Source organism: Candidatus Nitrospira neuquenensis (genome assembly GCF_979578155.1).
The window spans coordinates 37,971-60,947 of sequence record NZ_CEFZDU010000003.1 but is presented as its reverse complement, the minus strand read 5'-3'; the positions used below and the strand labels follow the sequence as shown (position 1 = coordinate 60,947).

General features: G+C 65.8%; 37 protein-coding genes. All 37 read right to left on the bottom strand.

Annotation, left to right across the window (positions count from 1 at the left end):
- Positions 1 to 50: 50 nt before the first annotated feature.
- The gene (gene rpoN / locus AC1U7O_RS01580; protein WP_479892796.1) at positions 51 to 1,553 is read right to left on the bottom strand and encodes an RNA polymerase factor sigma-54; all 1,503 of its coding nucleotides are present in this window, start codon (positions 1,551 to 1,553) and stop codon (positions 51 to 53) included.
- A gap of 29 nt (positions 1,554 to 1,582) precedes the next feature.
- Positions 1,583 to 2,308 carry an LPS export ABC transporter ATP-binding protein gene (gene lptB / locus AC1U7O_RS01575; protein WP_479892795.1) on the bottom strand — a complete coding sequence of 242 codons (726 nt, stop codon included), beginning with the start codon at positions 2,306 to 2,308 and terminating at the stop codon, positions 1,583 to 1,585.
- Positions 2,309 to 2,367: 59 nt separating this feature from the next.
- Positions 2,368 to 2,967: an LptA/OstA family protein gene (locus AC1U7O_RS01570; RefSeq protein ID WP_479892793.1), complete on the bottom strand. Its 600-nt coding sequence runs from the start codon at positions 2,965 to 2,967 to the stop codon at positions 2,368 to 2,370.
- Positions 2,939 to 3,505: an LPS export ABC transporter periplasmic protein LptC gene (gene lptC / locus AC1U7O_RS01565; RefSeq protein WP_479892792.1), complete on the bottom strand. Its 567-nt coding sequence runs from the start codon at positions 3,503 to 3,505 to the stop codon at positions 2,939 to 2,941. Before lptC ends, AC1U7O_RS01570 begins: the two co-directional genes overlap by 29 nt.
- A 188-nt stretch (positions 3,506 to 3,693) precedes the next feature.
- Positions 3,694 to 4,140, bottom strand: a complete 447-nt coding sequence (gene rplQ / locus AC1U7O_RS01560) for a 50S ribosomal protein L17 (RefSeq protein WP_479892791.1) — start codon at positions 4,138 to 4,140, stop codon at positions 3,694 to 3,696.
- A gap of 13 nt (positions 4,141 to 4,153) precedes the next feature.
- The gene (locus AC1U7O_RS01555) at positions 4,154 to 5,155 is read right to left on the bottom strand and encodes a DNA-directed RNA polymerase subunit alpha (protein WP_479892790.1); all 1,002 of its coding nucleotides are present in this window, start codon (positions 5,153 to 5,155) and stop codon (positions 4,154 to 4,156) included.
- 49 nt (positions 5,156 to 5,204) lie between these two features.
- Positions 5,205 to 5,831 (bottom strand): 30S ribosomal protein S4, encoded by a 627-nt coding sequence (rpsD, locus tag AC1U7O_RS01550; protein WP_479892788.1) that lies wholly within the window; start codon positions 5,829 to 5,831, stop codon positions 5,205 to 5,207.
- A 40-nt stretch (positions 5,832 to 5,871) separates the two neighbouring features.
- Positions 5,872 to 6,255 (bottom strand): 30S ribosomal protein S11, encoded by a 384-nt coding sequence (rpsK, locus tag AC1U7O_RS01545; RefSeq protein WP_479892787.1) that lies wholly within the window; start codon positions 6,253 to 6,255, stop codon positions 5,872 to 5,874.
- Positions 6,256 to 6,291: 36 nt separating this feature from the next.
- Positions 6,292 to 6,684, bottom strand: coding sequence for a 30S ribosomal protein S13 (gene rpsM / locus AC1U7O_RS01540; RefSeq protein WP_479892786.1), 393 nt, complete (start codon positions 6,682 to 6,684; stop codon positions 6,292 to 6,294).
- 42 nt (positions 6,685 to 6,726) lie between these two features.
- Positions 6,727 to 6,840: a 50S ribosomal protein L36 gene (gene rpmJ, locus AC1U7O_RS01535; RefSeq protein ID WP_447973040.1), complete on the bottom strand. Its 114-nt coding sequence runs from the start codon at positions 6,838 to 6,840 to the stop codon at positions 6,727 to 6,729.
- Between the two features lie 74 nt (positions 6,841 to 6,914).
- Positions 6,915 to 7,133, bottom strand: coding sequence for a translation initiation factor IF-1 (infA, locus tag AC1U7O_RS01530; protein WP_479892785.1), 219 nt, complete (start codon positions 7,131 to 7,133; stop codon positions 6,915 to 6,917).
- Between the two features lie 33 nt (positions 7,134 to 7,166).
- Positions 7,167 to 7,916 carry a type I methionyl aminopeptidase gene (gene map / locus AC1U7O_RS01525; protein WP_479892784.1) on the bottom strand — a complete coding sequence of 250 codons (750 nt, stop codon included), beginning with the start codon at positions 7,914 to 7,916 and terminating at the stop codon, positions 7,167 to 7,169.
- Complete coding sequence (locus AC1U7O_RS01520) at positions 7,913 to 8,569, bottom strand: adenylate kinase (protein ID WP_479892782.1); 657 nt, start codon at positions 8,567 to 8,569, stop codon at positions 7,913 to 7,915. The genes map and AC1U7O_RS01520 overlap by 4 nt, the downstream gene beginning before the upstream one ends.
- Before the next feature lie 9 nt (positions 8,570 to 8,578).
- The gene (gene secY / locus AC1U7O_RS01515) at positions 8,579 to 9,892 is read right to left on the bottom strand and encodes a preprotein translocase subunit SecY (RefSeq protein ID WP_479892781.1); all 1,314 of its coding nucleotides are present in this window, start codon (positions 9,890 to 9,892) and stop codon (positions 8,579 to 8,581) included.
- A complete protein-coding gene (gene rplO, locus AC1U7O_RS01510) occupies positions 9,885 to 10,334 on the bottom strand; it encodes a 50S ribosomal protein L15 (protein ID WP_479892780.1) in 450 nt (149 codons plus the stop codon). The genes secY and rplO overlap by 8 nt, the downstream gene beginning before the upstream one ends.
- A complete protein-coding gene (gene rpmD / locus AC1U7O_RS01505; RefSeq protein ID WP_479892779.1) occupies positions 10,331 to 10,531 on the bottom strand; it encodes a 50S ribosomal protein L30 in 201 nt (66 codons plus the stop codon). The genes rplO and rpmD overlap by 4 nt, the downstream gene beginning before the upstream one ends.
- A gap of 2 nt (positions 10,532 to 10,533) precedes the next feature.
- On the bottom strand, positions 10,534 to 11,028 hold the full coding sequence (gene rpsE, locus AC1U7O_RS01500; RefSeq protein WP_479892778.1) for a 30S ribosomal protein S5: 495 nt from the start codon (positions 11,026 to 11,028) through the stop codon (positions 10,534 to 10,536).
- An 86-nt stretch (positions 11,029 to 11,114) separates the two neighbouring features.
- Positions 11,115 to 11,480 (bottom strand): 50S ribosomal protein L18, encoded by a 366-nt coding sequence (rplR, locus tag AC1U7O_RS01495; RefSeq protein ID WP_479892777.1) that lies wholly within the window; start codon positions 11,478 to 11,480, stop codon positions 11,115 to 11,117.
- A gap of 9 nt (positions 11,481 to 11,489) precedes the next feature.
- A complete protein-coding gene (rplF, locus tag AC1U7O_RS01490) occupies positions 11,490 to 12,026 on the bottom strand; it encodes a 50S ribosomal protein L6 (RefSeq protein ID WP_479892776.1) in 537 nt (178 codons plus the stop codon).
- A gap of 39 nt (positions 12,027 to 12,065) precedes the next feature.
- Complete coding sequence (gene rpsH, locus AC1U7O_RS01485) at positions 12,066 to 12,461, bottom strand: 30S ribosomal protein S8 (protein ID WP_479892775.1); 396 nt, start codon at positions 12,459 to 12,461, stop codon at positions 12,066 to 12,068.
- 149 nt (positions 12,462 to 12,610) lie between these two features.
- A complete protein-coding gene (locus AC1U7O_RS01480; RefSeq protein WP_479892774.1) occupies positions 12,611 to 12,796 on the bottom strand; it encodes a type Z 30S ribosomal protein S14 in 186 nt (61 codons plus the stop codon).
- Positions 12,797 to 12,851: 55 nt separating this feature from the next.
- A complete protein-coding gene (gene rplE, locus AC1U7O_RS01475; RefSeq protein ID WP_479892773.1) occupies positions 12,852 to 13,502 on the bottom strand; it encodes a 50S ribosomal protein L5 in 651 nt (216 codons plus the stop codon).
- Between the two features lie 9 nt (positions 13,503 to 13,511).
- The gene (rplX, locus tag AC1U7O_RS01470; protein WP_479892772.1) at positions 13,512 to 13,847 is read right to left on the bottom strand and encodes a 50S ribosomal protein L24; all 336 of its coding nucleotides are present in this window, start codon (positions 13,845 to 13,847) and stop codon (positions 13,512 to 13,514) included.
- Between the two features lie 20 nt (positions 13,848 to 13,867).
- Positions 13,868 to 14,236, bottom strand: a complete 369-nt coding sequence (gene rplN / locus AC1U7O_RS01465) for a 50S ribosomal protein L14 (protein ID WP_479892771.1) — start codon at positions 14,234 to 14,236, stop codon at positions 13,868 to 13,870.
- 61 nt (positions 14,237 to 14,297) lie between these two features.
- On the bottom strand, positions 14,298 to 14,585 hold the full coding sequence (gene rpsQ, locus AC1U7O_RS01460) for a 30S ribosomal protein S17 (protein WP_479892770.1): 288 nt from the start codon (positions 14,583 to 14,585) through the stop codon (positions 14,298 to 14,300).
- 12 nt (positions 14,586 to 14,597) lie between these two features.
- Positions 14,598 to 14,816: a 50S ribosomal protein L29 gene (gene rpmC / locus AC1U7O_RS01455; protein WP_479892769.1), complete on the bottom strand. Its 219-nt coding sequence runs from the start codon at positions 14,814 to 14,816 to the stop codon at positions 14,598 to 14,600.
- A gap of 36 nt (positions 14,817 to 14,852) precedes the next feature.
- Positions 14,853 to 15,266: a 50S ribosomal protein L16 gene (rplP, locus tag AC1U7O_RS01450; protein WP_479892768.1), complete on the bottom strand. Its 414-nt coding sequence runs from the start codon at positions 15,264 to 15,266 to the stop codon at positions 14,853 to 14,855.
- A gap of 36 nt (positions 15,267 to 15,302) precedes the next feature.
- Positions 15,303 to 15,968, bottom strand: a complete 666-nt coding sequence (gene rpsC / locus AC1U7O_RS01445) for a 30S ribosomal protein S3 (protein ID WP_479892767.1) — start codon at positions 15,966 to 15,968, stop codon at positions 15,303 to 15,305.
- 35 nt (positions 15,969 to 16,003) lie between these two features.
- The gene (rplV, locus tag AC1U7O_RS01440; RefSeq protein ID WP_479892766.1) at positions 16,004 to 16,366 is read right to left on the bottom strand and encodes a 50S ribosomal protein L22; all 363 of its coding nucleotides are present in this window, start codon (positions 16,364 to 16,366) and stop codon (positions 16,004 to 16,006) included.
- A 78-nt stretch (positions 16,367 to 16,444) separates the two neighbouring features.
- Positions 16,445 to 16,732: a 30S ribosomal protein S19 gene (gene rpsS, locus AC1U7O_RS01435; RefSeq protein ID WP_479892765.1), complete on the bottom strand. Its 288-nt coding sequence runs from the start codon at positions 16,730 to 16,732 to the stop codon at positions 16,445 to 16,447.
- A 21-nt stretch (positions 16,733 to 16,753) separates the two neighbouring features.
- Positions 16,754 to 17,590, bottom strand: a complete 837-nt coding sequence (gene rplB, locus AC1U7O_RS01430) for a 50S ribosomal protein L2 (protein ID WP_479892764.1) — start codon at positions 17,588 to 17,590, stop codon at positions 16,754 to 16,756.
- Positions 17,591 to 17,638: 48 nt separating this feature from the next.
- Positions 17,639 to 17,932, bottom strand: coding sequence for a 50S ribosomal protein L23 (locus AC1U7O_RS01425; RefSeq protein WP_479892763.1), 294 nt, complete (start codon positions 17,930 to 17,932; stop codon positions 17,639 to 17,641).
- Positions 17,929 to 18,552, bottom strand: a complete 624-nt coding sequence (rplD, locus tag AC1U7O_RS01420) for a 50S ribosomal protein L4 (protein ID WP_479892762.1) — start codon at positions 18,550 to 18,552, stop codon at positions 17,929 to 17,931. Before rplD ends, AC1U7O_RS01425 begins: the two co-directional genes overlap by 4 nt.
- 3 nt (positions 18,553 to 18,555) lie before the next feature.
- Positions 18,556 to 19,179, bottom strand: a complete 624-nt coding sequence (gene rplC, locus AC1U7O_RS01415; RefSeq protein WP_479892761.1) for a 50S ribosomal protein L3 — start codon at positions 19,177 to 19,179, stop codon at positions 18,556 to 18,558.
- Positions 19,180 to 19,186: 7 nt separating this feature from the next.
- Positions 19,187 to 19,498, bottom strand: a complete 312-nt coding sequence (rpsJ, locus tag AC1U7O_RS01410; protein ID WP_479892882.1) for a 30S ribosomal protein S10 — start codon at positions 19,496 to 19,498, stop codon at positions 19,187 to 19,189.
- Positions 19,499 to 19,557: 59 nt separating this feature from the next.
- Positions 19,558 to 20,763 carry an elongation factor Tu gene (gene tuf / locus AC1U7O_RS01405; RefSeq protein WP_479892750.1) on the bottom strand — a complete coding sequence of 402 codons (1,206 nt, stop codon included), beginning with the start codon at positions 20,761 to 20,763 and terminating at the stop codon, positions 19,558 to 19,560.
- 16 nt (positions 20,764 to 20,779) lie between these two features.
- Positions 20,780 to 22,864 (bottom strand): elongation factor G, encoded by a 2,085-nt coding sequence (fusA, locus tag AC1U7O_RS01400; RefSeq protein WP_479892760.1) that lies wholly within the window; start codon positions 22,862 to 22,864, stop codon positions 20,780 to 20,782.
- Between the last annotated feature and the right edge of the window lie 113 nt (positions 22,865 to 22,977).

Genomic DNA, 22,977 nt, shown 5'->3' with positions numbered 1-22,977 from the left:
GAACATGCCTCGCTTTCTCAGTCTGTCCCGACCGGTCCGCCCGTCGCGCGTCAGAACACCCGCTTCCGCTGGCTGGCCGACGGGATGTTTTCTTCCGAACGGTACTTGGCGACCGTCCGCCTGGCGATCACGATGTGGTGCTGGCGGAGCCGGGCCGCGATCTCCTGGTCCTTGAGCGGGTGCTGGCCGTCTTCCTCGGCCACCATCTTGCGGATCATCTCGCGGACGGTCAACGACGACAGCATCTCCCCGTTGCCGTCCGCGCACTGAATGCCGGTGTTGAAGAAGAACTTCAGCTCCAGCATACCCTGCGGGCAGTAGAGGTACTTGTTCGCCGTCACCCGGCTGATGGTCGATTCGTGCATGCCGACGTCCTCGGCGACCTGCTTCAAGACGAGCGGCCTCAGGTGGGTGATCCCCTTCTCAAAGAAGGCTTCCTGGAACTTCACGATGCTCTTGACCACCTTGATGATGGTCTTGTTGCGCTGCTCGATGCTCCGGATGATCCACTGGGCGCCGCGGAACTTGTCGTCGAGGTAGGCCTTGGTCTGATCGTTGTTCGCCTTCTGCCCGACCATCATCTGGCGGTAGAACGGGCTGATGCGGAGCCGGGGTAACCCGTCTTCGTTGAGCAAGACCACCCACTCCCCCTCGTTCTTGACGACGAAGACGTCCGGCACGATCACGTAGTTGTTCGAGGCGAAATACGGCCGACCGGGCTTGGGCTCGAGCTCGCTGATCACTCGAACGGCCCGGCCGACCTCCTCCACCGTTACGCCCAGGGCCTTGGCGATGCGCCCATACTGCTTTTTCTCCAAATCCGGCAGGTGACCGTCCACGATCGCCTCGACGAGCGACGCCTTGACCTGATCCGCCCGACTCTTTCCTATGTTCCTCGCGGCGCTGCCGAGGTGGCGGAGTTGGATCAGCAGACATTCCCGCAGGTCCCGCGCCCCGACCCCGGATGGATCGAAGGTCTGCACCAGGTCCAGCACGTCCTCGACCTCGCTCGGGGACACGCCCACGTCAGTGGCAATTTCCTCGACGGGCATCCGGAGATACCCGTCCTCATCGAGATTGCCGATGATGACGCGCCCGATGGCTTTCTGCTTCTCCGTGAGGTCAGACAGGCCCAACTGCCAGAGGAGATGATCCTCCAGGGAGGTGGGCTTCGCGAGGGTCTGCTCATAGGAGGGGAACTCGTCCCGGGAAGACGAGGGATACTCGGCGTCACCGCCGCGGGGACTATCGAAGTAATCCTCCCAGCTACCGGCCGCCATCTCGTCCGGTCCCTCGGCGTCCTCCGGGCGGGACTCCGGCTCCGCCCCGCTTCCTCCCTCGGCCGCCGTCTCCAGAGAGGGCTCCCCCGCGAGGTCGGCCTCGGCCTCCTCCGCCTCGGTCTGCACCTCCTCCAAGAGGGGATTCTCCATGAGATGCTGGGTGAGGGTCTGCTGCAGTTCCAGGCGCGACAACTGCAGCAGCTTGATCGCCTGCTGCAGCTGCGGCGTCATGATCAGCTTGGTCGAGAGATTGATGTCGAGCCGCAGTTTCATCCGCCGCCTCTTCCGAGACCCGCCGGAGCTTACAACCGGAAGCGCTCGCCGAGGTAGACCGCCCTCGCCTGCGTGCTGTTGACGATCACATCTGGGGGCCCGGCTTCCAGAATTCGGCCTTCATTGATGATATAGGCACGATCCGTGATCGACAGAGTTTCCTGCACATTATGGTCGGTGATCAGGATGCCGATGCCCTTGCCACGGAGACGCGTGACGATCTTCTGGATGTCGCCGACCGCGATCGGGTCGATGCCCGCGAAGGGTTCGTCCAGCAACAGGAACTTCGGGGCGATCACGAGGGCCCTGGTGATTTCCAGACGCCGGCGTTCCCCGCCGGACAAGGCATAGGCCATGCTCTTCCGCAGCCCGGCCAGGTCCAGCTCGGCCAACAACGAGTCCAGCCGCCTCGCGCGCTCGTCAGCCGGAAGATCCAAAGTTTCCAGGATCGCCAGGATATTCTCCTCGACGCTGAGCCGGCGGAAGACCGAGGACTCCTGCGGCAAGTAGCCGATCCCCTGCCGGGCCCGCTTGTACATCGGCAGGTCGGTGATCGGCTTGCCGTCGAGCGCGATGCGCCCTCGGTCCGGCTGACACAGGCCGACCATCATGTCGAAGATGGTCGTCTTGCCGGCACCGTTCGGGCCGAGGAGCCCGACCACCTCTCCTCCGGCCACCTGGAGGCTGACCCCTTTGACGACTTCCCTGCCCTTGAAGCTCTTGCTGAGGCCGACGGCCTCGAGGCGGGGGCTCATCGGAAGCGGCCCCCCTGCCTGGCGCTGTTCCGCAGACGTCAGCACCTCGCCGGCCCGCATCAGCGACGCTGCGCCTCCTCCGGCTCAATCATGACGCGCGACCCCCCCTCGACCACGCTCCGGTCCTCGGCCAGGTACAGGGTGATCTTCTGCCCGGTGACCCGAGTCCCTTTCTGCCAGGCCACGGGCTCGCCCGTCAACACGATCCGTTCATCATCCCCGTAATAGACGGCCTTCTGGCAGGTCGCGGTCCCGTCGTCCTTCTCGATGCGAACCCGGCCGGTCGCCTCGATCATGCTCACCGAGCGACTGCCCATCGTCGGGAGCGCGGCGCCGCCCCGCTCGGGGAGGCCGCCGTCCGGTGACGGGCTCGAACGCCCCGAGGCGTGGGAGCCAGGCTTGGCCGACGCCGCCGCGTCCTGCTGCTTGAAGGTGACGACCATCGTATCCGAGTGCACGGTCAGCGATCCCTTGGTCATCACGACCGACCCCTCAAAGATCGCCCTATTCTCCTGGTTACGGACGGTCATACGGTCGGCGGTGATGGTCGTGCTCGACGGCTCGGAGCCCACCGGCTTCGCGTGGCCGGCCGCCGCCGCGGCGACCAGACAGAGCGCCGCGACGCCCCCCCTAGCGATTGAATTCCACTCGAACGTCATTGAGCACCCTGAATTCCTCCGCGTCCAGGCGTCCCACGAACCCCCGCCCGGTCACACGGACCCCTTGACCCGCGATCCGCACGGGATCGCCCGTGCTGATCTCGTGCCGCTCGTCGGCCCAGGCCAGGTGGTTGGTGTAGATCGTATAGCCGCCGTTCAGATCGATCGCGATCGGCTCCTTGCGGTTGACCAGGATAAAATCCTTGCGGGCCGTGTCGATCGTCCCTTCGTCCCCCTTCACCCGCAGCTCCCGCCCCCTGGCCCCGTACAGGGTCACCTGGACGGTTTCGAGCACGGCCTTGTGCTCTGCCTCGATGACATGACCGCGCTCAGCTTGGACCTCCCAGTGCTTGGCGCCGTTCTTCGACTGATGGAAGATGAACTGGCGGATGCCGGCGTCGGCGCCGTCCAAGCCTCCCAGGCTGGCCGTGGCGGGCGGGGGAACGGACTGGATACGAGTTGAAACGAGGTAGGCGAGGTAGGAAGCCAGCAGGATGCTGCTGATCAGGAGGCCTCCCCGAACCCAGCGATGCCACATGATGCTATCCAAATCAATCGCTTAGGCACGTACGTGCTCGACCGGGCATGATAATAGCATAGGGCCCGGGGCAAGTAAACTGATCGCCCGGTGGGGCACGAGCGGAAAAAGCACGGTGCCGGCCCGCATGTTCGCCGGACCGGCACCGCATATGGATGGGGATGGCGATGGAGTGGAACGGGCACGCCCTAGGTGGCTTGAGCTGCTTCCCTGCCCCCGGCCTGAGGCTTCGCGGCCTTGCCGGCATCGGCTTGTTCCTTCTTCGCGGGGGGCGGCACGCCTTTCGTCACCAGTTCGATCGCAACGAGTTCGGCCGCGTCGCCGACGCGCCGTCTCGTCTTGATGATCCTCGTGTAGCCTCCCTTGCGGTCCCGGAATCGTCCGGCAACGTCCGAAAACAGCTTGGAGACGACGCGCTTGCTGCGCAGGTACCCGAGCGCCCGTCGCCGGGCGTGCAGGTCGCCCTGCTTGCCGAGCGTGATCATACGGTCCGTGATGCCCCGGAGTTCCTTGGCCTTGGCCTCGGTCGTCTCGATGCGTTCATGCTCGAGCAGCGAAGTGACGAGGCTCCGGAACAGTGCCCGCCGATGCTTGGTGTTGCGGCCGAGTTGGCGACCCTTCTTGCGATGACGCACGATGCTCCCTCTCTCACGCGTCCGGCGAGTTCGAACCATCGCCGGGGGACATATCCAGCTTGGTCCCCAGGCTCAGGCCCATTTCCGCCAGAATCTCCTTGATCTCATTGAGCGACTTCTTCCCGAAGTTCTTCGTCTTGAGCATCTCCATCTCGGTCTTCTGCACGAGGTCGGCGATGGTCTTGATGTTCGCGTTCTTCAGGCAGTTGGCCGCGCGGACGGACAGCTCCAGCTCGTTCACGCTCCGGAAGAGGTTCTTGTTGATCTCGCGCTTCTCCTCTTCCTTTCTCGTGGGCGCCGTGGCCTGTCCCATGTCCTCCGGCGTGATGAAGATCTCCAGGTGCTGCCGCAGGATGCCCGCTGCGGCAGACACGGCGTCCAGCGGGCTGATGCTGCCGTCGGTCCACAGCTCGAGCGTGAGCTTGTCGTAGTCCGTCACCCGTCCCACGCGCGCGTTCTCGACGTGGTAATTCACCCGCTTGACGGGCGAGAAGATCGAATCCACGGCGATCACCCCGATGGGCAGCCCCTCCTCCTTGTTCCGCTCGGCCGGGACATAGCCGCGCCCCGGCTTGACGACCATCTCCATGTCGAGCGTGGCTTCCTTGTCGAGCGTGGCCAAGTGAAGGTCGGGGTTCAGGATGACCACATCCGCGTCGTGGATGATATCGGAGCCCTTCGCCTCGCCCGGCCCCTTTTTGCGCAGACGCACGGTCTTGGGCTTGTCGGTGTGCAGCTTGAGGCGAAGGCTCTTGACGTTGAGGAGCACCGTCGTGACGTCCTCCGTGACGCCGGGAATCGTCGAAAATTCATGGACCACGCCCTCGATGCGAACCGTGGTCACGGCGGCCCCCGTCAGCGAGGACAACAGGACCCGGCGCAGGGAGTTGCCGATCGTCGTACCGAACCCCCGCTCGAACGGTTCGGCCGTAAACTTGCCGTACGTCGAGGACAACGACTCCTTATCGGCCTCGATCCGCATCGGAATCTGGAAGTCCTTCATCGCCTTCATCATGGTATCCTCTTGGTGTACGCTTCGACCACGCGGTGCGGAGCGGCCGTCTCTACCGGGAGTACAGTTCCACCACCAGCTGCTCGTTCACCGGGAGCGCGATCTCATCCTTCGTCGGAAGGGCCCGTACGGTCCCCTTGAGCGCGGCCCGGTCCAGGTCCAGCCAGGCAGGAATTCCGCGCCCTTCCACGGCCTCGACCGCCGCCTTGAGCTGGGGCATCTCCTTGCTCCGCTCACGGACTTGGACGACGTCACCCGGTTTCACCAGGTAGGCGGGCACGTCGGTCTTCCTCCCGTTGAGCAGGATGTGGCCGTGGTTCACCAACTGGCGGGCCTCCTTCCGCGAGGAGGCGAAGCCGAGGCGGTACACGATGTTGTCCAGCCGGCACTCGAGGAAGCGAAGAAGCTGTTCGCCCGTCACCCCACGCTTCCGTTCGGCCTTGCTGAAAACGCCACGGAACTGCCGTTCCTGAAGCCCGTAGATCCGCTTCAATTTTTGCTTCTCGCGGAGCTGGGCGCTGTACTCCGAGACGCGCTGCCGCCCCTGCCCATGCTGGCCCGGGGGATAGCTCCGCCGCTCGATCGCGCACTTTTCTGTCATGCACCGCGAGCCCTTCAGGAAGAGCTTGACCCCTTCACGCCTGCACAACCGACAGACTGGACCTCGATACCTCGCCACAGCTCCCTCCTCGCTCAAAAACCGGCGGACGACCCGCGACTCAGACCCGGCGCCGCTTGGGCGGCCGGCACCCGTTATGCGGAATGGGCGTGACGTCCCGGATCAGGTTGATCCGCAGCCCGGCCGCCTGCAGGGAGCGGATCGCGGACTCCCGGCCTGAGCCCGGTCCGTTCACGTAGACGTCCACCTGGCGCATCCCGTGCTCCATGGCTTTCCTGGCCGCGGCCTCCCCGGCACGCTGGGCTGCGAACGGCGTGCTCTTGCGCGATCCTTTGAAGCCCTGATTCCCGGCGCTGGCCCAGACCACGGAGTTGCCGCTCATGTCCGTGATCGTGACGATCGTGTTGTTGAACGACGCCTGGATGTGCGCGACCCCGCTCTGGATCAGCTTCCGTTCCTTCTTCTTGCCCTTCTTCACGCTCATCGAATCATCCTCCGCCGCTCAGACACCCCTTCGAGGTCAGGCTCCGCTGGGAGCTGACGCCGGCTTTCTGGCCTTCCCGATGGCCGAACGTCGGCCCTTTCGGGTGCGCGCGTTCGTCTTCGTGCGCTGCCCGCGGACCGGAAGGCCCTTGCGATGCCGGAGCCCGCGGTAGGTCCCCGTGTCGATCAACCGCTTGATGCTCATCGAGACTTCCTTGCGGAGATCCCCCTCCACCTTATACTCGCGGTCGATGCACTCGCGGAGCTTGATGATCTCCTCCTCCGTGAGATCCTTGACGCGGGTCGCACCGTTCACGCCGGCCTTGCGGACGATGTGCGCCGCTGTCGTCCGCCCGATGCCGTAAATGTAGGTCAGCCCGATATCCACCCGCTTCTCTCTCGGCAGGTCCACTCCGGCGATGCGTGCCATGTTCTCTCTCCCCGTCGCTCGACGGCGACTCCCGTTCGTCCGCTAGCCCTGTCGCTGCTTGTGTCGCGGATTCTCGCAGAGCACCCGGACCACGCCGCGGCGACGGATCACCTTGCACTTCGAACAGATCGGCTTGACCGACGACTTGACCTTCATGACCAGACTCCTCATTGCGCGAGGGTGAGGGTTCCCGCTCACGCGCGCCGACGCGCCCGTCCCGCCGCCCTCCCTTACTTGAACCGGTAAGTGATCCGCCCCCGAGAGAGGTCGTAGGGCGAAAGCTCCACGGTCACCTTGTCGCCCGGAAGGATCCGGATGAAATGCATCCGCATCTTGCCCGAGATGTGGGCGAGGATCAGATGTCCGTTGTCCAGCTTGACCCGGAACATCGCGTTCGGGAGCGTCTCCGCCACCGTTCCCTGTACTTCAATGACGTCCTCTTTCGCCATCGGGCCCCGACCTCGCAGCCGCCGACCGGCGGGTCACAGTTTCGTCAAAATCCGCGGCGGACCGTCCGGCTGGATGGCGATGGTATGCTCAAAATGCGCAGACCAGCTCCCATCCTGGGTCACGGCGGTCCATTGATCGTCCAGCACACGCACCGCGCTGCCGCCCATGTTGATCATCGGCTCGATCGCCAGCACCATGCCCGCCTGCAGCCTGGGCCCCTGTCCGGGCTTCCCATAGTTGGGGACCTGGGGATCCTCGTGCAACTGGCGGCCGATCCCATGCCCCACGAAGTCCGTCACGACCGTGAACCCGGAGGCCTCGGCATGGGCCTGGACCGCATGGCCGATGTCCGACAACCGGTTGCCGACGACCGCCTGCGCGATGCCCTTGTAGAGCGCCTCCTCCGTCACTCGAAGCAGCTCGGCGACGCGGGGGGGGATCTCGCCTACCGCGACGGTCACGGCCGCATCGCCGTAAAAACCGTCGACGATCGCGCCGAGGTCGAGGCCGACGATGTCACCCTCCTTGAGTGCCCGCTTCGACGGAATCCCGTGCACCACCTGTTCGTTGACCGACGCGCACAGGGTCTTGGGATAACTCCGATACCCCTTAAAAGCGGGGACGCCGCCCCGGGCGCGGATGAATTCCTCGGCGAGGCGATCCAGGGCCTCCGTCGTGATCCCCGGCCGCACCTCACGCTTCAAAGCCGCGAGCGTCTCCGCCACGAGCTTCGACGCGCGGGCAATGATCTCGATCTCCTCTGGCGTCTTCAGAATGATCATGCCAGCCCTTTGGCTGACAGCAGACCGAGCAGACGCCGCTCCACTTCGTCAACCTGCCCGGCCCCATCGAGATCGTACAGCAGCCCCTGCGCGCGATAGTAGTCGATCAACGGCGCCGTCTCCCGCTCGTAGACCGCGAGGCGGGCCTCGACGGTTTCTCGCCGGTCATCACTCCGCTGCACCAGCTCGGTGCCGCACCGGTCGCAGCGCCCCTCTTGCTTCGGCGGTGCGAACTCGACGTGGTACACGGCCTTGCAGCGCGGGCAGCTTCGCCGGCCAGTCAACCGTCGGACCACCTGTTCGCGCGGCACCAGCACATTGACCACCCCGTCCAGACGCCGGCCCTGCGAGGCCAGCAGCCGGCCGAGCTCCTCCGCCTGGACGACCGTCCGGGGAAAGCCGTCCAGGAGAAAGCCGTCCCGGCAGTCGGCGCCCCCGAGCTTTTCGCGCACGATCCCGACGACGATGTCATCCGACACCAGCTCGCCCCGATCCATGCAGGCCTTGGCTCTCTGCCCCAAGGGGGTCTGGTTGCGAACCGCCTCGCGGAGGATATCCCCGGTCGACACCTTGGGATGGCGGAACCGGACCGCGACCCGATCGGCCTGAGTTCCCTTGCCCACGCCGGGCGCCCCCAGGAAGACTAGCCGCATGAGGGCACCTCACCCACTGCGCCCCCGCAGTCTCCCCTTCGCCAGGAACCCCTCGTAGTTTCTCATCAGCATGTGCGACTCGATCTGCTGGGCCGTATCCAGGCCGACGCCGATCACGATCAGCAGGGATGTGCCCCCGAAATAGAAGGGCACGTTCAGCTTGTAGATGAGGAACTCCGGGATGACGCAGACCACCGCCAGGTAGATCGATCCCGCGAAGGTGATGCGCGTCAGCACTTTGTAGATATAGTCCGACGTCCGCTGCCCCGGCCGGATGCCGGGGATGAACCCCCCATACTTCTTCATGTTGTCCGCCATGTCCACCGGGTTCAGGACGACGGCGGTGTAGAAGAAACAAAAAAAGACGATCAAGCCGACGTACAGCAGGGTATAGAGGAGGGAGCCCGGCGCGAGTTGGCTCCCGATGGCCTGCACCCAGTCCACCTGGATGAACCCCGCGATCGTCGCCGGAAACGCAATGATCGAGGAGGCGAAGATCGGGGGAATCACCCCCGCCGTGTTGATCTTCAAAGGAATGTGCGTGCTCTGCCCCCCATAGACCCGCCTCCCGATCACCCGCTTGGCGTACTGCACGGGGATCTTGCGCCGCCCGCTCTCCAGGAACACGATCGCCGCCACGACGAACAGCATGACCCCGGCCAGGGCCACGAGCAGCAGGAGGCTGAGCTGCCCGACCTGGTAGAGGTCGAAGGTCTGCGCCACGGCGGCCGGCAACCTGGCCACGATGCCGGCGAAGATGATCAGGGAGATGCCGTTGCCGATCCCCCGCTCGGTGATCTGCTCGCCGAGCCACATCAGGAACGCCGTGCCGGCCGTGAGCGTGATGACGGTCATCAGCCGGAACGGCCAGCCCGGCGCCAGCACGAACGCCCCCTGATTCATCCCCTCCAGGCCGATCGCGATGCCGAAGCCCTGGATAACCGCGATGACGATCGTGCCGTACCGCGTGTACTGGATGATCTTCTTACGGCCTCGTTCCCCCTCCTTGGCCAGCTTCGAGAGGTGCGGAATAACGACGGTCAGCAGCTGCAGGATGATCGACGCGCTGATATAGGGCATGATGCCCAGCGCGAAGATCGTCAGCCGCGACAGCGACCCGCCGGAGAAGATGTCCAGAAAGCCGAGCAGCGACCCGCCCTGTTTCTGCAGGAACGCGAAGAGCTCCTCGTTGTTGATGCCCGGCGTGGGGATATGCGCCCCGACCCGGTACACCGCCAACATCGTCAGGGTGAAGAGGATGCGGAGGCGCAGCTCGGGGATCTTGAAGATGTTCTGGACGCTCGTGAAGAGTCGCTCAAACACCGGCGATGACCTCAGCCCTTCCTCCCGCCGCCTGAATCTTCTCCACGGCCGACTTGCTGAACTTGTGCGCCTGGACGACCAGGGGACGCCCCAGCTCCCCGTCTCCCAGGATCTTGATGGGCCTCGTCTTGTTCTTCACCACCCCGGCCTTGACCAGGGCTTGCGGTGTGACTTCGCTCATGTCGCTCAACGCGGCCAGCGCCTTCAGGTTGACGACCGAGTAGGTGATCCGAAACGGGTTGGTGAACCCGTACTTCGGGACGCGCCGCACCAGGGGCATCTGGCCACCCTCGAACCCCGGGCCCTTCCCGCCGCCGGAGCGGGCGAGCAACCCCTTGTGTCCCTTCGTGGCCGTCTTGCCGTGGCCGGAGCCCGGCCCGCGACCGATGCGCTTCGGCTTCTTCGTGGCCCCGCGCGCGGGCGCCAGGTCATGCAATCTCATCGTGGCTTCACCTCGAGGAGGTAGGAGACCTTTCGGATCAGGCCCCGGACCTGGGCGGTATCCGGCCTCGTGACGGTCCCCCGCACCTTGCGGAGTCCCAGGCCCCGCAGCACCAGCCGGTGTGAAACCGGCGTCCCGATCGGGCTCCGTTTCAACGTGATCGTCAACTCAGCGCCCGTGCTCCCAACCTTCGCCATGCTCATCCCACCTGTTGCAGCCCGGCCCTCCGGATCCTCGTCACCTCCTGGGGATCGCGGAGCTGTTGGAGACCGTCCAGCGTGGCCCTGACCGTGTTGAACGGATTTCCGCGCCCGAGGGTTTTCGCGATGATGTTCCTGGCTCCCGCCAGCTCCACGACCGCCCGCACGGCCCCGCCGGCGATGATGCCCGACCCCGGCGCGGCCGGCTTGAGCAGCACGTGCTCGCCCCCGAACAGACCGTGGACCTCGTGGGGGATCGTGTCTTCCTTGAGGGGGACGCGGACGAGGTGCTTCTTGGCCTGTTGCACAGCCTTGGAGATCGCGACCGGCACCTCGGCCGCCTTGCCCTTGCCGATACCAACCCACCCCTGCCCGTCCCCGACCACCACCAGGGCGCAGAAGTTGAACCGCTTGCCGCCCTTGACCACCTTGGCGACCCGGTTGATGAAGACGACCTTGTCCTTGAGGTTCAGCTCCTCGGGATTGACTCGCACGCTCGTTTCCCCGCAGTGAAGGCTCAGGGGAGGCGCAGGATGGCCGTTCGCCCCGGGTCATCCCCGGTCCTGTCCCTCGTCCCCGGCTAAAATTTCAACCCGCCCTCGCGAGAGGCCTCCGCGAGAGCCTTGACCCGCCCATGGTATTGACGCCCGCCGCGGTCGAAGACCACCGCGGTGATGTTGGCGGCCTTCGCCCGATCGGCCAGCAGCTTCCCGACCGCCGTGGCCGCCGCGATCGTCCCGCCGCTCTTGAGCGACGCGCGCAGGGTCGCCTCCAGCGTCGAGGCCGCCGCGAGGGTCCGGCCGACCGTGTCGTCGATGATCTGGGCGTAGATGTGCCCCTTGCTGCGGTAGACGTTGAGCCGCGGCCGCGCCGGGGTCCCGACGACCCGCTGCCGCACCCGTCGCCGTCTCCGTTGGAGCTTGTCTCTTTTCTCGAGAGTCTTCATGGCCACCGTTTACTTCCCGGTCTTCCCTTCCTTTTTCCGGAGGGTTTCACCGGCATACCGGATCCCCTTCTGCTTGTACACGTCGGGCACCTTGATGCCGCGCAGGTTCGCTGCCAACTGGCCCACCGCCCGCTTGTCCACGCCCTTGATCGTGATGACGGTCTGCTTGTCCACCTTGGTCTCGATGCCGGAGGGGATGTCGACGACGACCGGGTGCGTGTAGCCGACGTTGATGCTCAGCGTCTTTCCCTGTGCCTGCGCCTTGTAGCCGACGCCGGTGATCTCGAGCGTCCGCTCGTAGCCCTTGGTCACACCCAGGATCATGTTGCTCAACTCCGCACGGGTGAGTCCGTGCAACGCCCGCAGGGGGGCATCGTCGCGAGACCGCGTCACTTGCACGTGCCCGTCCGCCACCGCCACGGAGATGCCGGGCTCCAGACGCCACTGCAGCGTGCCCAGCGCGCCCTTTACCGACACCAGCCGGTCGTCCACCTTGACCTCGACACCGGCCGGGATGGGAATTGGTTTCCGTCCTACCCGAGACATGCCGCACCTTCCTGCAGACTCATCGCCAGTCCGCCGCCTTCACCAGACCTGACAGAGCACTTCCCCCCCGAGGCTGGCCCGCTTCGACTCCTCGTCGGTCATGACCCCCTTGGAGGTGGAGAGAATCGCGATCCCCATGCCTCCGCGCACCGTCGGAATATCGCGCCGCCCCACGTAGACCCGGCGCCCCGGCTTGCTCACCCGCTTCATTCCCGTGATCATCGGCTGCCCCTCGGCGACATAGCGAAGCTGCACGCGGAGGGCGGGGTGGCCGTTTGCGTCGGTCCGCTCGAAATCGGCGATGAACCCCTCGGCCTTGAGCACCCGGAGCACCTCGGCCCTCAACCGAGAGGCCGGCATCAGAAGAGCGTCATGTCCGCGTCGCGAGGCGTTTTGGATCCGGACGAGTAAATCGGCAATCGGGTCGGTGACCATGGTCTTCAATCCAATGCTGAGTGTGACGCGCTTCGTGTCGGACCCTCGGCTGCGAGCCGGTCGGCGCGCCGCCGGTGCATCCGGTCGGATCGCCGAGAGCCGCGGCGGTCCCGCGACCGACGGCCCGACACGCCCTGACTGACTGCTCCCTACCAGCTCGCCTTCGTGACGCCGGGAATCTCGCCCCGGAGGCTCAGAAACCGGAAACAGATGCGGCACATCCGAAAGCGGCGCAGGAAGCCCCGCACGCGGCCGCAGAGCGGACAGCGGTTGTAGGCCCGCGCCTTGAACTTCTGTTGGCTGGCCGCCTTGTTCCGCAACGCTTTACGTGACACTCGTCTTCTCCCCTTCTCGGTCGAGCCCCGGCCAGGGCGACGCCTCCTGCCCCGATCAGGCCCTGAACGGCATGCCCAGGTGCCGGAGCAGCGCCTTCCCTTCATCGTTGGTCTTGGCTGTCGTCACGATGGTGATATCCATCCCGTGAATGGACTGGACGCTGTCGTATTTGATTTCCGGGAAGATCAACTGTTCCTTGAGCCCGAGGGTGTAGTTTCCGCGTCCGTCGAAGGCCTTGGGCGACACCCCGCGGAAGTCCCTGATCCTGGGCAGAGCAAGGCTCACCAGCCGGTCCAGGAACTCGAACATGCGGTCGCTCCGGAGCGTGACCTTCGCACCGATGGGCATACCCGCACGGAGCTTGAACCCGGCGATCGCCTTCTTCGCCTTGGTCACGACCGGCTTCTGGCCGGAGATCAGCGCCAGCTCGGCGACCGCGCTCTCCAGCAATTTCACGTTCTGGATCGCTTCCCCCATGCCGACGTTCAGCACGATCCGGTCGAGGCGCGGCACCTGCATCGGGTTACGATAACCGAACTCTTTCATCAGGGCCGGTACGACCTGGTTGCGATACAGTTCCTTCAGGCGGGGGACCGCGTGCGCGCCGTTCTCGCCCTCCGCCGCCTTCCGGGGAGCCTCCTTGACGGCGCCCGCCTCCTTCTTCCCGGCCGTTTTCTTCTCGGTGCCCTTCTCAGCCTTCGCCATCTCCGCTCCTCAGGCCTTCTCGACGGTGTCCCGGCACTTCTTGCAGACCCGAAGCCGCCGGCCGTCGTCGGTCAGCTTGATACCGACCCGCACGGGCTTCTGGCAGTTCGCGCAGTAGAGCAGAACGTTGGACAGCGCCACCGGCGCCTCGCGCTCCAGGATGCCGCCCTGCCGGTTCTTCTGGTTGGGCTTGGTGTGGCGCTTGATGATGTTCAACTTCTCGACCACCACCTTGCCCCGTTCCAGGTCCAGCGACAACACCTTGCCGGTCTTGCCCCGCTCCCGGCCGGCGATCACCATGACGGTGTCGCCCTTCTTGATCTTGGTCTTCGCCAACGCCTCCACGGTCGATTCCTCCGACGGCCCTACAGAACCTCTGGGGCCAACGAAATGATCTTCATGAATTTCTTCCAGCGCAGCTCCCGGGCGACGGGCCCGAAGATCCGAGTCCCGATCGGCTCCCGCTGGGCGTTGATCAGCACGCAGGCGTTGCGGTCGAACTTGATGTATGAGCCGTCCTCACGGCGGACGCCCTTGGTGGTCCGCACGATCACCGCCTTGCTGACGTCCCCCTTCTTGACCGTGGCCTGGGGAATCGCTTCCTTCACGGCGACGACCACCACGTCGCCGAGGGACCCGTACCGGCGCTTGGAGCCTCCCAGCACGTGGAAGCACATCACCTGCTTCGCGCCGGAGTTGTCGGCGACATCCATGTACGTGTAGTTCTGAATCATGGTCGTTCCTTCCAGAGGCTCCCGTGTTCAGCGGACGTGACGGACCCCTCGGGGCGATCGCCTAGGGTCGAGGGCTCGCTCCCGCCTCCGCCGGCCCCCGCCGCACGATCTCGACGACCCGCCAGCGCTTCTCCCTGCTGATCGGACGGGTTTCGATGAGCTTGACCCGGTCGCCGACCTGACAGGCGTTCTGCTCGTCGTGCGCCTTCAGCCTGGTCACCCGTCGCATGATCTTGCGGTACACGGGATGGGGCACGAACCGTTCGATGGCCACCACCACCGTCTTGTTCATCTTGTTGCTGACGACGTTGCCCACCCAGGTCCGCCGACGGTTCTCGCTCCCGCTCATGCCGTACATCCCCTACTGTTGTGGTCCGGCGGCCGCCGCCGGGTTCGACCGGCGCTCGCGCAGGACCGTCTTCAGACGGGCCAACTCGCGCCTCGCCTGACGGATCCGCATCGGATTCTCGATCCGCCCCGTCGCCAGCTGGAACCGCAGGTTGAAGAGCTCCTGCTTGAGCTGCCGCTCCCGTTCCTTTAGCTCGACCGGCTCGGCGTTCCTCATGTCCTTCAGGTCCATGACCGTGCTCCTCGGGCGTCGTTCCCCGCCGTCACGTCAGATCGCGCCGCGCGTCACGAACTTCGTCGCAACCGGCAGCTTGTGAGCGGCCAGCCGCAGGGCCTCTTTGGCCACCTCGGGCGTCACTCCGTCCATCTCGTAAAGAATCCGCCCGGGCTTGACGACCGCCACCCAATACTCGGGGTTCCCCTTCCCCTTCCCCATTCGGGTTTCAGCCGGCTTCTTGGTGATGGGCTTGTCGGGGAAGATGCGCGTCCACACCTGACCACCGCGCTTGACGTGCCGGGTGATGGCGATACGGGCGGCCTCGATCTGGCGGCTCGTGACCCACCCCGGCTCCAGCGCCTTCAGGCCGAACTCGCCGAGGGTCACCTGGCTCCCCCGATAGGCCTTCCCGTTCATCCGCCCCTTCTGCATCTTCCGGAACTTGACCTTCTTCGGTGCTAACACGGCTGCTCTCCTCGCCGATCCTCTGAACGCGCCGGGCTACTTGCGGTCAAACACGCCCTCAGCCTTCTGACCCTGCTCGGGCAGATGCTCGCCCTTGTAGATCCAGGTTTTCACCCCGATCTGTCCCATCGTGGTGTGGGCCTCGGCGAACCCGAAATCGATGTCCGCGCGCAGCGTGTGGAGCGGGACGCGCCCCTCCCGATACCACTCCGTGCGGGCGATTTCCGCCCCGCCCAGCCGCCCCGCGCAGTTGATCCGGATCCCCTGCGCGCCGAGCCGGAGGGCGGCCGCGACGCTCCGCTTCATCGCGCGCCGGAAGGCCACGCGTTTCTCGAGCTGGACCGCGATGTTCTCGCTCACAAGCTGGGCGTCGAGCTCGGGCTTTTTGATCTCCTTGACGGTGATGTAGACGGTGTTGCCGTACTGCTTCTCGAGCTGAGCCTTGAGCTTATCCACCTCGGCGCCCTTCCGCCCGATGATGATCCCCGGCCTGGCCGTATGGATGATGACACGGGTCTGGTCGCCCGAGCGCTCGATCTCCACGCGGGACACCCCCGCGTGGTAGAGCTTTTGCTTCACCATCCGCCGGATCTTGATGTCCTCGTGGAGGAGCTTCACGAAGTCCTTTCGCGCGTACCAACGCGAGCTCCACGTGCGGTTGTACCCGAGCCGAAACCCGATCGGATTCGTCTTCTGTCCCATAGGCTCCCTGCCGTTCGTTGCCGGTTCTCTTCTTCCTACCCGCGCGCCGGCCTGGCGCGCTCGGAGGCCGCGGCCACGACCACCGTGATATGGCTCGTCCGCTTGTGCACGGCGTTGGCCCGGCCCATGGACCGCGCGCGGAAACGCTTGTGCACGGGGCCGCCGTCGACGTAGGCCCTGGCGACCACCATGGAGTCGGCGTCCCCCAGCTCCTTCTGCTCGGCGTTCGCCACCGCCGACCGCAGCACCTTTTCGACGACCTTGGCCGCCGCGCGGGGCGTGTACCGCAGCACGGACAGCGCCTGCGGCACCTGCCGCCCGCGGATCAACTCGACCACCGCGCGCGCCTTCCTGGGCGCGATCCGCACGTATCGTAGAATCGCCTTTGCCTCTGCCATTCTCGTCCCTCGTGCCTCGCAAAGCGTCCCGCACGGACTCGAAGCCACCCGCGCTCCGCGAACGACGCCTCACGGCTCTTATTTCAGGGCGACGGCCTTCTCGGTCTTGGCGGCCCCATGTCCCTTGAACAGCCGGGTCGGCGCGAACTCGCCCAGCTTGTGGCCGACCATGTTTTCGGTGACGAACACGGGGATGAATTTCTTGCCGTTGTGCACCGCGAAGGTATGGCCGATCATGTCCGGCACCACGGTGGAGCGGCGCGACCACGTCTTGATGATCTTCCGCTCGTTGGCCGCGTTCATCTGCTCCACCTTCTTGATGAGGTGGGCGTCAACGAACGCGCCCTTGCTCACTGACCTGGGCATAGGGTGCTCCTCAGCCGCCGACTATCGCTTGCCCTTCTTGCGTCGGGCGATGATGAACTTGTCCGTCGCCTTGTTCTTGCGCGTCTTGTAGCCCTTGGTGGGCAGCCCCCAGGGCGACACGGGATGGGGGTTGCCTTGGCCGGACTTGCCCTCTCCGCCGCCGTGCGGATGGTCGACCGGATTCATCACGACGCCGCGCACGTGGGGACGCTTGCCCCGCCACCTCGACCGCCCGGCCTTCCCGATCGACACGTTCTCGTGGTCCAGGTTGCCGACCTGGCCGACCGTGGCCATGCACGCGCCGAGGATCCGCCGCATCTCTCCCGACTTCAGCCGGACCTGCACGTACCCGCCATCCCGGCCCATCACCTGGGCGAAGCCCCCCGCGCTCCTGATGAGCTGTCCGCCCTTGCCCGGCTTGAGCTCGATGTTGTGGATCGTCGTCCCGAGCGGCATGTTCGCCAAGGGCAGCGCATTCCCCGGCCTGACGTCGGCGGCGGGACCGGCCTGGACGGTGTCGTTGACCGCCAGGCCGACCGGCGCGAGGATGTACCGCTTGTCCCCGTCGGCATAGTGCAGCAGGGCGATCCTCGCCGAGCGGTTGGGGTCATACTCAATGGCGGCGACGCGGGCGGGCACGCCCACCTTGTCCCGCTTGAAATCGACCGTGCGGTAGAGCCGCTTGTGGCCGCCCCCGCGGAAGCGGATGGTCATGCGGCCGTCGTTGTTCCGTCCACCGGATCGCGGGTGGAACTTGGTGAGTCGCTTCTCCGGAGCCTTCGCGCTCAGGTCCGGGTCGACCAGCACCGTCATGGCGCGACGGCCCGGCGAGGTCGGTCTGTATTGTTTCAGGGCCATGCGTCTCCTCGATGCCTCGGGCGGCCCGCCGGACCACCCGGGCGCTCCCTACACGCTCTCGTACAGCTCCAGCTTCTCGCCGGCCTTCAGGGTCACGATCGCCTTCTTCCAGTCGGGCCGCTTGCCGGAAAACCGCCCCAGACGCTTCGTCTTGCCCATGACGTTCATCACGTTGACCCGCTCGACCCGCACCTTGAGGGCGGCCTCGACGGCTTGCTTGATCTGGACCCGGTTCGCGTCCCGGTGCACGAGCACGCCCACCTTGTTGTGCGTCTCCCGCATCGCGGTGATCTTCTCGGTCAGCAGAGGCTGGATCAGCACGTCGTAGGGCTCCCGTTTCATGACCAGACCTCCTGCACGCGCGCCAGCTCGCGCTCGGGGATGACGATCGTCGGGTACCGCAGCACGTCGTAGACGTTCAACCCCTCGGGGGCGACCACCTTCACGCCCGCCAGGTTCCGCGCGGCCCGCTCGAGCTCCACGCGGCTGCCAGCCCCGACGATCAGCGCGTCGCCCTTGACCCCGAGCTGCGCCAGGGTCTTGGCGAGCAGGCGGGTCTTGGGCTCCGGCAGCGGGAGGTCGGACACGACCACGATCCCGCCGTCCGCCAGCCTGGCCGAGAGCGCGCCCTGGAGCGCCGCCCGGTACTTTTTCTTGGGAATGGCGTAGGCGTAGCGGCGCGGCTGGGGCCCGAACACGGTGCCGCCGTGCCGCCAGAGCGGCGAGCGGATGGACCCGGCTCGCGCCCGCCCGGTATGTTTCTGCTTCCAGGGCTTTTTGCCGGACCCGCTGACCTCGCCGCGGGTACGCGTCGCGGCCGTGCCCTGGCGCTCGCAGGCCCGCTGCATCACAACGGCCTCGTGCACCAGTCCGGCGGCCGGCGGCACGCCGAACACGGCTTCCTGCAGCTCGACCGAGCCCACCTTCTGTCCGTGAACGTCGATGACTTGCACGCTCGGCATACGCTAGCCCTTCTTCGACTTCCGCACGATCACCGCGCCGCCCGTCGGCCCCGGCACCGCGCCGCTGATGAACAGAAGGTTCTCCTCCGGCCGCGCCTCGACCACGGTCAGGCCCTGCACCGTGACGCGCTCGCTTCCCATGTGCCCGGGGAGGGTCTTGTTCTTCCACACCCGCGACGGGTAGGCGCTGCTCCCGATCGACCCCGGGGCCCGATGGAACATCGAGCCATGGGTCTCGGGACCGCCGTTGTAGTGGTGGCGCTTGATGACCCCTTGAAAACCCTTGCCCTTGGAGATCCCTTCGACATCCACGAGCTCGCCGGGCCGGAAGAGGTCGGCCTTGACGACCTGTCCGACCTGGACCTCGCCCAGCTTCTTGAATTCCTTCATCCGCCGGCTCGGAGGGACCTGGGCCGCCTTCAGGTGCCCGAGGACGGCCCTGGTCACGCGCCGCTCCTTCGTCTCGCCCCAGGCGAGCTGGACGGCCTCATACCCGTCGCGCTCGCGGGTCTTCACCTGCGACACGCGGCATGGCCCGGCCTCGATCACCGTGACCGGCGTCAGGCGCCCCTCCCCGTCGTAGACCTGGGTCATCCCCAGCTTCTTCCCCAACAGTCCGTTCGTCATCGTATGCTCAGAGTTTGATTTCCACGTCCACGCCGGCCGCCAAGTTCAGCTTCATCAAGGCATCCATCGTCTCGGGGGTCGGCTCCATGATATCGAGCAGCCGCTTGTGGGTGCGGATCTCGAACTGCTCCCGCGACTTTTTGTCCACGTGCGTCGAGCGCTGCACGGTGAACTTCTCGATCCGAGTCGGGAGCGGAATGGGGCCGGCGACCTTGGCCCCGCTGCGGCGGACCGTTTCGACGATCTCCGCCACCGACTGGTCCAGCACCCGGTAGTCGAACCCCTTGAGCCTGATCCTGATGCGCTGATCGACCTTCACCACGTTCACACTCCCAGCCCGACGCGCTCAGCCAGACGGCCGAGGCGGCCGGCTCCTCGTTACGCCACGATTTCCGTCACCACGCCGGAGCCCACCGTGCGCCCGCCCTCGCGCACCGCGAACCGCAGCCCCTGATCCATCGCGATCGGCGCGATCAGCTCCGCCGTCACGCTCACGTTGTCCCCCGGCATCACCATCTCCACCCCCGCCGGCAACTGCATCACCCCCGTCACGTCCGTCGTCCGGAAGTAGAACTGCGGCCGGTACCCGTTGAAGAACGGCGTGTGCCGCCCCCCCTCCTCCTTCGTCAGCACGTAAATCTCCGCCTTGAACTTCGTGTGCGGCGTGATGCTCTTGGGCTTGGCCAGCACCATCCCCCGCTCCACCTCGTCCTTCTTCGTCCCCCGCAGCAGCACCCCGATGTTGTCCCCCGCCTGCCCCTCGTCCAGCACCTTGCGGAACATCTCCACGCCCGTCACCACCGTGGTCTGCGTCGGCCGCAACCCCACGATCTCCACCTCGTCCCCCACCTTCACCACGCCCCGCTCGCACCGCCCCGTCACCACCGTCCCCCGCCCGCTGATCGTGAAGACATCCTCGATCGGCATCAAAAACGGCTTGTCGATCGGCCGCGCCGGCGTCGGAATGTACGTGTCGATGGCCTCCAGCAGCTTCAGAATCGCCGGCACCCCGATCGGCGACTGGTCCCCCTCCATCGCCTTGATGGCCGACCCCTGGATGATCGGCGTCTTGTCCCCCGGAAACTCGTACTTGGTCAACAGCTCCCGCACCTCCAGCTCCACCAGGTCCAACAGCTCCTTGTCGTCGACCTTGTCCGCCTTGTTCAAAAACACCACGATGTACGGCACCCCCACCTGCCGCGCCAGCAGGATGTGCTCCCGCGTCTGCGGCATCGGCCCGTCCGCCGCGCTCACCACCAGGATCGCCCCGTCCATCTGCGCCGCCCCGGTGATCATGTTCTTGACGTAGTCCGCGTGCCCCGGACAGTCCACGTGCGCGTAGTGCCGCGCCTCCGTCTCGTACTCCACGTGGCTGATCGCGATCGTCAGAATCTTCGTCGGGTCCCGCCGCCCCTGGCTCTCCGACGCCTTCGCCACCTCGTCGTAGCTGACGAACTTCGCCATCCCCCGCTCGCTGCACACCTTCGTCAGCGCGCTCGTCAGCGTCGTCTTCCCGTGGTCCACGTGCCCGATCGTCCCGATGTTCACGTGCGGCTTGCGCCGCTCAAACTTCGCCTTCGCCATATCGATCCTCCTTCACTCACTCGCCTCGATTCTTGGCGATGATCTGTTCAGCGATCTGCTTCGGGACCGGCTCGTAGCGGTCGAACTCCATGCTGTACGTCGCACGCCCCTGGGTGCGCGAGCGCAGATCGGTGGCGTACCCGAACATCTCCGCGAGCGGCACCGCGGCCTCGACGGCCTGGGAACCCGCCCGCACCTTCATGCCCTGGATCTTCCCGCGTCGGCTGTTGAGGTTGCCGATGACGTCGCCCATGTATTCCTGGGGGACCAACACCTCGACCTTCATGATGGGCTCCAGGAGGACCGGGTCCGCCTTCTTACAGGCGTCCTGGAACGCCATGGAGCCGGCGATCTTAAAGGCCATCTCGTTGGAGTCCACTTCGTGGTAGGAGCCGTCGAGGACCGTGACGCGGACGTCCCGCACCGGATAGCCGGCGAGCACGCCGGCCTCCATCCGCTCCTTCACGCCCTTTTCGATCGCCGGGATATATTCACGGGGAATCGCACCGCCGACGATCTTGTTCACGAACTCGAAGCCCGCCTCCGATCCCGCGAGCGGCTCGACCTCCAGCACCACGTGGCCGTACTGGCCGCGCCCGCCGGTCTGCTTGATGTACTTGGACTCGGCCTTGCCCTTGGCGCGGATCGTCTCGCGGTAGGCCACCTCGGGCTTCCCGACGTTCGCCTCCACTTTGAACTCGCGCAGCAGACGGTCCACGATGATCTCCAAGTGCAGCTCGCCCATGCCCGCGATGATGGTCTGCCCCGTTTCCTCGTCGTTACGCACCCGGAAGGAGGGATCTTCCTGCGCGAGCTTCTGGAGGGAAAAGCCGAGCTTCTCCTGATCCTGCTTGGTTTTGGGCTCGATCGCCATGGCGATGACCGGCTCGGGGAACTTCATGACCTCGAGCAACACCGCCTTCTTCTCGTCGCAGAGCGTGTCGCCGGTGGTGGTCCCCCTGAGGCCGACCGCGGCGGCGATGTCGCCCGCGTAGACGACGTCGATTTCCTCGCGCTTGTTCGCGTGCATCTTGAGCAACCGGCCGATCCGCTCCTTGGCGCCCTTGGTGGCGTTGTAGACGTAGCTGCCCGTCGTCAGGGTGCCGGAGTAGACGCGGAAATAGGTCAACTGCCCCGCGAAGGGATCCGTCATGATCTTGAACGCCAGCGCGGCGAAGGGTTCATCGTCGCTCGCGGCTCTCTTGACCTCCTTGCCCGTAACCATATCCACCCCGACCACCGGCGGGATGTCCAGCGGCGAGGGCAGGTAGTCCACCACCGCGTCCAGGAGCTGCTGCACGCCCTTGTTCTTGAAGGCGGAGCCGCAGATGACGGGGGTGATCTTCATGGCGATCGTCCCGGCGCGGAGGGCGCGCATGATCTCCTCCTCCGTCAGCGGCTCGCCGTTTAAGTACTTCTCGAGGGTCCGCTCGTCGTGCTCCGCCGAGGCCTCGATCATCTTCTCGCGGTACTCCCCGGCAAGATCGAGCAGGTCGGCCGGGATGTCGCGAACCTCGTACTTGGCGCCGAGAGTCTCATCGTCGTAGTAGTAGGCTTTCATCCGGACGAGGTCCACGGAGCCGCGGAACTCGGCCTCACGCCCGATCGGAAGCTGGATCGGAACCGGCACGGCGCCGAGCCGGTCCACCATCGACTGAACGCCGGCGTAGAAGTCAGCGCCGATCCGGTCCATCTTGTTCATGAACGCGATGCGCGGGACGCGGTACTTGTCCGCCTGCCGCCAGACCGTCTCGGACTGAGGCTCCACCCCCTGCACGGAGTCGAACACCGCGACCGCGCCGTCCAGCACGCGCAGGGACCGCTCCACCTCGATGGTGAAGTCCACGTGGCCCGGCGTGTCGATGATGTTGATCCGGTGGTCCTTCCAGAAACAGGTGGTCGCGGCGGCCGTGATGGTGATGCCGCGCTCCCGCTCCTGTTCCATCCAATCCATCGTGGCCGCGCCGTCGTGCACCTCGCCCATCCGATGGGAGACCCCCGTGTAGTAGAGGATCCGCTCGGTGGTCGTGGTCTTCCCGGCATCAATATGGGCCATGATGCCGATGTTCCGCGTGCGATCGAGGGGATGCGACCTGCCCAAAACGAGCCCTCCAGAAAAACAATATGCTGCAGCGCCACTCCGCAGGCCAGGCCGGCAACAAGGACCGCCTGTCAGTCCGCAGCGTGGCCCAACTGCAGCACAAGAACGACCAG

Coding starts and splice junctions, on each gene's coding strand:
- rpoN (WP_479892796.1), bottom strand. CDS start 1,553: ATGAAACTGCGGCTCGACATCAATCTCTCGACCAAGCTGATCATGACG.
- lptB (WP_479892795.1), bottom strand. CDS start 2,308: ATGAGCCCCCGCCTCGAGGCCGTCGGCCTCAGCAAGAGCTTCAAGGGC.
- AC1U7O_RS01570 (WP_479892793.1), bottom strand. CDS start 2,967: ATGACGTTCGAGTGGAATTCAATCGCTAGGGGGGGCGTCGCGGCGCTC.
- lptC (WP_479892792.1), bottom strand. CDS start 3,505: ATGTGGCATCGCTGGGTTCGGGGAGGCCTCCTGATCAGCAGCATCCTG.
- AC1U7O_RS01555 (WP_479892790.1), bottom strand. CDS start 5,155: ATGATGAAGGCGATGAAGGACTTCCAGATTCCGATGCGGATCGAGGCC.
- rpsK (WP_479892787.1), bottom strand. CDS start 6,255: ATGAGCGTGAAGAAGGGCAAGAAGAAGGAACGGAAGCTGATCCAGAGC.
- rpsM (WP_479892786.1), bottom strand. CDS start 6,684: ATGGCACGCATCGCCGGAGTGGACCTGCCGAGAGAGAAGCGGGTGGAT.
- rpmJ (WP_447973040.1), bottom strand. CDS start 6,840: ATGAAGGTCAAGTCGTCGGTCAAGCCGATCTGTTCGAAGTGCAAGGTG.
- infA (WP_479892785.1), bottom strand. CDS start 7,133: ATGGCGAAAGAGGACGTCATTGAAGTACAGGGAACGGTGGCGGAGACG.
- map (WP_479892784.1), bottom strand. CDS start 7,916: ATGATCATTCTGAAGACGCCAGAGGAGATCGAGATCATTGCCCGCGCG.
- AC1U7O_RS01520 (WP_479892782.1), bottom strand. CDS start 8,569: ATGCGGCTAGTCTTCCTGGGGGCGCCCGGCGTGGGCAAGGGAACTCAG.
- rplO (WP_479892780.1), bottom strand. CDS start 10,334: ATGAGATTGCATGACCTGGCGCCCGCGCGCGGGGCCACGAAGAAGCCG.
- rpmD (WP_479892779.1), bottom strand. CDS start 10,531: ATGGCGAAGGTTGGGAGCACGGGCGCTGAGTTGACGATCACGTTGAAA.
- rplR (WP_479892777.1), bottom strand. CDS start 11,480: ATGAAGACTCTCGAGAAAAGAGACAAGCTCCAACGGAGACGGCGACGG.
- rplF (WP_479892776.1), bottom strand. CDS start 12,026: ATGTCTCGGGTAGGACGGAAACCAATTCCCATCCCGGCCGGTGTCGAG.
- rpsH (WP_479892775.1), bottom strand. CDS start 12,461: ATGGTCACCGACCCGATTGCCGATTTACTCGTCCGGATCCAAAACGCC.
- rplE (WP_479892773.1), bottom strand. CDS start 13,502: ATGGCGAAGGCTGAGAAGGGCACCGAGAAGAAAACGGCCGGGAAGAAG.
- rplN (WP_479892771.1), bottom strand. CDS start 14,236: ATGATTCAGAACTACACGTACATGGATGTCGCCGACAACTCCGGCGCG.
- rpsQ (WP_479892770.1), bottom strand. CDS start 14,585: ATGAGCGGGAGCGAGAACCGTCGGCGGACCTGGGTGGGCAACGTCGTC.
- rpmC (WP_479892769.1), bottom strand. CDS start 14,816: ATGGACCTGAAGGACATGAGGAACGCCGAGCCGGTCGAGCTAAAGGAA.
- rpsC (WP_479892767.1), bottom strand. CDS start 15,968: ATGGGACAGAAGACGAATCCGATCGGGTTTCGGCTCGGGTACAACCGC.
- rplV (WP_479892766.1), bottom strand. CDS start 16,366: ATGGCAGAGGCAAAGGCGATTCTACGATACGTGCGGATCGCGCCCAGG.
- rpsS (WP_479892765.1), bottom strand. CDS start 16,732: ATGCCCAGGTCAGTGAGCAAGGGCGCGTTCGTTGACGCCCACCTCATC.
- rplB (WP_479892764.1), bottom strand. CDS start 17,590: ATGGCCCTGAAACAATACAGACCGACCTCGCCGGGCCGTCGCGCCATG.
- AC1U7O_RS01425 (WP_479892763.1), bottom strand. CDS start 17,932: ATGAAACGGGAGCCCTACGACGTGCTGATCCAGCCTCTGCTGACCGAG.
- rplD (WP_479892762.1), bottom strand. CDS start 18,552: ATGCCGAGCGTGCAAGTCATCGACGTTCACGGACAGAAGGTGGGCTCG.
- rplC (WP_479892761.1), bottom strand. CDS start 19,179: ATGACGAACGGACTGTTGGGGAAGAAGCTGGGGATGACCCAGGTCTAC.
- tuf (WP_479892750.1), bottom strand. CDS start 20,763: ATGGCGAAGGCGAAGTTTGAGCGGCGCAAGCCGCACGTGAACATCGGG.